Source organism: Hymenobacter artigasi, assembly GCF_012275535.1.
GTDB classification, from domain to species: Bacteria; Bacteroidota; Bacteroidia; order Cytophagales; family Hymenobacteraceae; genus Hymenobacter; species Hymenobacter artigasi.
The window spans coordinates 1-5,715 of sequence record NZ_JAAVTK010000034.1; the positions used below are offsets into that span (position 1 = coordinate 1).

Below are 5,715 nucleotides of genomic sequence, written 5' to 3' on the forward strand. Positions count from 1 at the left end.
CGCCCCCCCCCCCGCCCCCGCCCCCCCCCCCCCCCCCCCCCCCCCCCCCCCCCCCCCCCCCCCGCGCGGGCCCCCCCCCCCCCCCCCCCCCCGGCCCCCCCCCCCCCCCCCCCGGCCGGGCTTTTTGCTATTTACTTGTAATAAGCGGCTGATTTAAGGTAGGGACTATCAGCCAGGTAGTGCTAAAATTTCATTGTTTTTTCATGCGAACGCACCAAGTGGTTCAACTAAATACTACATTTGGTATTAGAAAAATTCCTTTCCAAACCCACTCAAATGAAGAAGCTGCTACTCACGCTGTTCACCTTTACCGCTCTGGCCGGCCACGCCCAGAGCGTGACTCCCGCGCCTCACTCCGTGCCCGAAAAAGCCGTGACGCAGCTGGAAAAAATACTCCACCAGACCCAGGTAGAGGTGGTAGTAGGCCGCCGCAAATCGACCCTGCCGGCCGAAGTGCGCCCGATGCTCAACCGAATTCTGGTGCAGTCGGCCAACGACTTTCTCGCCATCACGCACGGCCAGCCTACCAAGGAGGCCTACTACAAGAGCCTGGAATCGGGCCTGGCGCGCCTCCAGTCCCTCACCCCCAAGCAGGAAGACCGTGAGCAGGTAGCCGAATACTTCCAGGACCTGCTCGACATCGTCGGGCTCGAAAGCTCCGAGGGCCGGCTCATGGCCTTCGTCGAAGGCCCGGGAACAAAGTAACGGACCTTGGCCATCCCCACGCAATCGGGCCCCGGCCCTGCTGACATCAGCAGGACCGGGGCCCGATTAATTTCCCGACGCTGGACCGGGGCTACTTCTTGGTGATGGTGAATTCCACGCGGCGGTTTTTCATGCGGGTTTCTTCCTGGTCGTTGCTGGCCAGGGGCTTGGTGTCGCCGAAGCCTTCGGTGGTCACCCGCTCGCCTTTGATGCCGTGGCTGCCGAGGTATTTCTTCACCTCGTTCACCCGGTCCTGGCTCAGCTTGAGGTTCAGGGCGGGGTCGCCCTGGTTGTCGGTGTGGCCCGAGAGCTTGATTTCCACCGTCGGGTAGTCCTTCATGATGCGGATGAGGCGCAGCAATTCGGGGTAGGAACTGGTGGTGAGGTAGTACTTGCTTTGCTGGAAGAAGATGTTGTTCAGCTTCACGGTCTGGCCCACGTTGAAGGGCACGAGGAACAGGTCCTGCTTCTGCTCGGAGTATTTGTCCTTGGCCGTCACGTCGAGGTTGGCGTTCTCGGCGATGTAGCCTTTGGCCTCGGCACGGTAGCCGTACTGCACACCGCTGGGCAGCACAATGGTGTAGGAACCGTCCACGGGGTCGGTTTCGGCCACGCCGATTTCCTCGCCCGTGAGCAGGTTTTCGTAGTGAATGGTGGCCCGGATGGGCTTGCCGGTGTTCACGTCGAGCACTTTGCCGGTTACCAGCGTCACTACTTCGGGCTGGAAGGCAGGGGCCAGCGAGATGCGGAAAATATCGCGTGAGCCCTCAATACCGTTGCGCGACGATACCAGGTAGGCATCCTGGCCGGCGGCCGAAATGGTGTAGTAGGCGTCGAAATCGGGCGAGTTCACCACCGGGCCCAGGTTGCGGGGCGGGCTCCAGTTGGTCCAGCTGTCGTCGAGGCGCTTGGTATAAAAAATGTCGGACTTGCCATAGCCGCCGCGTCCGTCGCTGGCGAAATACAGCGTCTTGTTATCGGCCGCCAAAAAGGGCGCGAAGTCCGATTTGTCTGTGTTCACGTTCGGCCCCAGGCTGATAGGCTTGCTCCAGGTGTTGGTGGTTTCGGGCACCGGGAAGCTCACGAACAGGTCCTGGCCGCCACGGCCTTCGGGGCGCTCCACGGCCATGAGCAGGGCGCGGCCCGAGGTGGCCAGGAAGAAGTCGACGTGCTCCTTGTCCAGGTTCACGAAGTCCTTGATTTCCTGCTTCACCGGCTGCGTCCAGCCCATGCGGGTGCGCTTGCTGAGGCTACAGCCCTGCGGGTCGATGGTGCCGTCGCGGTTGTAGATGTTGATGAGGATGGCGCTCTGGCCGTTGGCCGATACCGAGGCCAGGCCGTTGGGGTCGTCGGGGGTGTTGATGGGGCCACCCATGTTCTTGGCCAGGCTCCAGGTCTTGTTTTTACCGCTAATCAGGGTGGAGTACCACACGTCCTGCGGGTCGCGGTTGCCACCCACGTTGCCGGGGTTGCCTTCGCGGGCGAAGTAGAGCGTGCGGCCGTTGGGCGAAATCACGGGGTGGGTGTCCACGTAGCGCGAGTTCACGTTCGGGCCCAGGTTCACCAAGGAGGAGTCGAACTGGCTCGATTTTACGGCTTCGGGACCCTTCTCGCCGGTGAAGGCCTGCTTCACCATGGTCGATACCACGTCGGCAATGCCGATGGCATCAAGCTGGTTGATGCCTTCCACCTTGGCCGTGTTCATGTACACCTTCACGCCCAGGGTGCGGTACTCGGCGGCCGGAAACTTCACTTCCAGCGTGCGCGAGGGCTCGGGCAGGGGGCCGGGGTTGGCGTTGGCATACACTTCGTGGTGCACGCCCTTGGTATCCACCAGCTCGACTTTGGTGATGGAGCCGGGGTTGAAGTTTTCGACAATAGTGACCTGCTGGGCGGCTACCGAGCGCGCAAAGCGCACTTCGATGAACTCGTTGGGACCTTCCTTGCGCGGAATCCAGGCCTCGTTGCTGATTTGGCCCAGCGGCAGGGCGTTGGGTACGCCCAGCACCTGCGAGGGGGCAAACGGGTCTTTGCCATCGGCTTTCTGCGACGACACGGCCACCAGGCGGGCGGCCCATTGCACGTGCTGGGCCTGGGCCGAAGTAGCGGCCAGCAGCCCCAGCGCAAGCGGCGCAGCCGTGAGCAGGCGTTTGATAAGATAATTATTCATGGTAACGATAGCAGAAAAGAGAAGTGGCAATAGGGCCCCGGGCAAATTTACATCAGCGCGGCCGGGGATGGGCCGGGGTTTCGACAGCTAACCTAACGAAAAACTATTTTCGGAGCCTCCCCGCGCAATGTGCTACCTTCCCGCTACGGCCCGCCGAAGGGAGTAAGTCGGGGGCCGGACAAACGTGGTAATCCGGTGGTTTTCGGCGGGTAAGAGCATCGTAGCGCTGAGCGTGGCGCTCGGCCGGCGCATGGCCGCGCTGCTGCTGCTGGCGGCGCTGCTGCCGCTGGCCGGCCGCGCGCAGGTATTGGTGGGCGCTACCGCGTTTGGGCCGGTATTTCGGGGCCTGCGGCCGGCCGGGGCCGATACGGCGCTGCTGCTGGTGGCCCGGGCGCGGCGCGTAGGTGTGAGCACCTTCGTGCAAACCAGCGGGGCGCGGGGCTACCTGCGTCTGGGGCCGCGCCAACAGTTGCGCTACCGCGTGGGCACCGACATGATTTACGACTCGCGGGGCACGCCACCCTTCGTGCGGGAAGACTACGGGGCCGATGTGGCCGACGTATTCACCCTCGACGCGGCCAACCACTGGCAGCTGGGCCAGCAGCTGCACTACGACCAAAGCCGGGCCAATGCCACCCGCACCGGCCTGTGGCTGGGCCGCTTGGGCTACCAGCGCCGCCTGCGGGCCGCCTCGCCCACCGATACGCTGAGCCAGATGCGCCTCACGGTGCTGGGCGGCCTGGCCACCGACCGCCGCAACGGCCGCGAAGACGCGGGCTTCGCCTTCGGCTTCGACGCGGCGGCGCTGTACTTCCTAAACGGACCGCTGGCCGCGCCGCTGGCGCTGCGCGTGCTGGGCACCCGCGCCCGCCTGGGGCCGCGCACCATGCAGCGGCTGGTGGCCGAGGCCGCCGGCGAGCAGGCCTTTCTGGCGGGCGCACCGCTGGTGGTGCAGGGCCGCGTGGGCTACCGCACCAACCGCGCCGAGGACTACCTGCTGGGCTCCGTTCAGCGCATTCAGTCCGATACGGTGGCGGTGCAGGCGGGGGCTTCGTACCGCATCAATGAGTTTGCCACGCTGCGCTCGGATAACAGCCTGCTGCTGCCCAGCCGGGCGTTCCGGTACCGGCGGCTGGGCGAGCGGGCCGATACTTTGCAGGACGTGGGTTACCGGCAGCGCGAGCTCGATACCCGCCAGGAGCTGCGCTTTGCCCGGCCCAAGCTGCAGTCGTCCATCAGTTTCGGCTATCGGGAGCGCACCCGGTCGTATTACCTCGACAACTCCCGGTTTCTGAGCGTGCCGCGCCTGGCCACCGCCCTGGCCCGCGAGCAGGTGAAGGACATTAAGGAGCAAACCATCCTGTGGCTGGGCAACCTCACCTGGCTGCCCAGCCCGCGCCACGCGCTGGCCCTACTGGGCTCGGCCCAGTTGCTGCGCGTAGATGCTCCCAGCAAAGACAACCAGCAAACCCGCGACGAGGCCCAGCACCTACTGCGCCTCACCTGGACGGGCCGCTGGGCCGGGGCCTTCCGCACCACGCTGGGCGTGGCCGGCGAGTACCGCCAAACGGTTTTCATCAGGGCCAGCCAAAGTGCCGAGAACTATGTGGACCACCTGCTGCACTGGGAGCCGGGCTTCACCTGGGCCCCCGGCCGGTGGAGCATCCGCTCCAATTATCACCTGTGGGTGAGCTACCAGGTGCGCGACCAGACTACCGAGCAGGCCCGCAACCGCGCCAGCCGCGTGCTGGAGCAAACCCAGAGCATCACCTACCAGGTGCGGCCCCTCCTGCTGCTGCTGGCCGACTACCAGCGCCGCGAAAACCGCGTGGGCCAGCTCGACTGGACGCGCTTCCGCGAGAGCCCGCTCGATACCAGCGTGACGCACGACCTGTCCATCGGCGGGCGGCAAAGCTGGGTGGGCCGCCGGGGCAGCACCAGCCTGCGCCTGGGCTACCGCCTGCTGGAGCAGCGCAACTACGGCCGCGCTGCTCTGCAGCTCGACAACCCCACCGGGCCGGCCTCGCAGCTCATCTACCTGCACAGCATCACGCGGCAGCAGGGGCCGGAAGTGGCCGTAGAGCGCCGCGCCACGGCCGGCTTCAACCTCACAGCTAGTATCTGGCTGCAATGGCTGCGCACGTATTCGGCCTATTCGGTGGGTAAGGGAGCGTACTCGGGTAGCAGCTACACGGCCGTGGATTTGGCGCAGGAAGCGCGCCGGGTGCTGCCGTATTTCGAGCTGGCGGCCGAGTGGCGGGTAGGGCGGCGGTAGTTGAAAGATAATATTATTTTGCCAGCATATCTAGTAATCGGTTTACTTGCTTTCCCAGCAGTTTGCTCAGGCGCTTCTCGATGAATACATGCACTAGGTAAGCAGCCATTAGTATCAGCATAAAGGTGCCCCCTACCAGCACATATTTATTGATTACATGTTGCAGGCGATGGAAGATGATAAAGCCAATGTCGCTATGCAGCAGATAGAGGGGATAGGTTAAAGCCCCCAGCCATGCCAGCCAAGTAAACCGGCTTAGGTCGATTTTACGGAAGGCTACAAGCGCCATTACCACAAAAAAAGCCGTGATGACAACCGCCACTACTTTAGCCGAAAAAGAGTCGTGGTAGTAGAGGTCTAGACCCCCTATGCGACCCACACTAGCCCGCAATCCCAGAAGATATGCCACCAGAAGTAGACCGTAGCGCTGCCAAGTACGGCCCTGTGGTAACTGCATTAAATATAGTAGCATGAGGTGGTCTAGTTAAGCAGGAGAGAATTAGGTGATGTTGTTAAGTTGTTGTTGGTGAAATTGATAAGGTTTTGAATAGCCGATGCTGGAGTG

General features: G+C 63.3%; 4 protein-coding genes. 2 read left to right on the forward strand and 2 right to left on the reverse strand.

The genetic code is table 11. The features are described 5' to 3' along the window. The first annotated feature begins 276 nt into the window (after positions 1 to 276). Positions 277 to 705, forward strand: a complete 429-nt coding sequence (locus HBN54_RS23105; RefSeq protein WP_168675613.1) for a DUF4844 domain-containing protein — start codon at positions 277 to 279, stop codon at positions 703 to 705. A gap of 91 nt (positions 706 to 796) precedes the next feature. Here HBN54_RS23105 and HBN54_RS23110 read toward each other — a convergent pair whose 3' ends face one another. Then, positions 797 to 2,875, reverse strand: a complete 2,079-nt coding sequence (locus HBN54_RS23110; protein WP_168675614.1) for an OmpA family protein — start codon at positions 2,873 to 2,875, stop codon at positions 797 to 799. Positions 2,876 to 3,059: 184 nt separating this feature from the next. Between HBN54_RS23110 and HBN54_RS23115 the strand changes: the two genes are divergently transcribed. Further along, positions 3,060 to 5,150, forward strand: a complete 2,091-nt coding sequence (locus HBN54_RS23115) for a hypothetical protein (protein ID WP_168675615.1) — start codon at positions 3,060 to 3,062, stop codon at positions 5,148 to 5,150. A gap of 13 nt (positions 5,151 to 5,163) precedes the next feature. Here the strand turns inward: HBN54_RS23115 and HBN54_RS23120 are convergent, their stop codons facing one another. After that, positions 5,164 to 5,622: an acyltransferase family protein gene (locus tag HBN54_RS23120; protein WP_168675616.1), complete on the reverse strand. Its 459-nt coding sequence runs from the start codon at positions 5,620 to 5,622 to the stop codon at positions 5,164 to 5,166. Positions 5,623 to 5,715 lie beyond the last annotated feature (93 nt).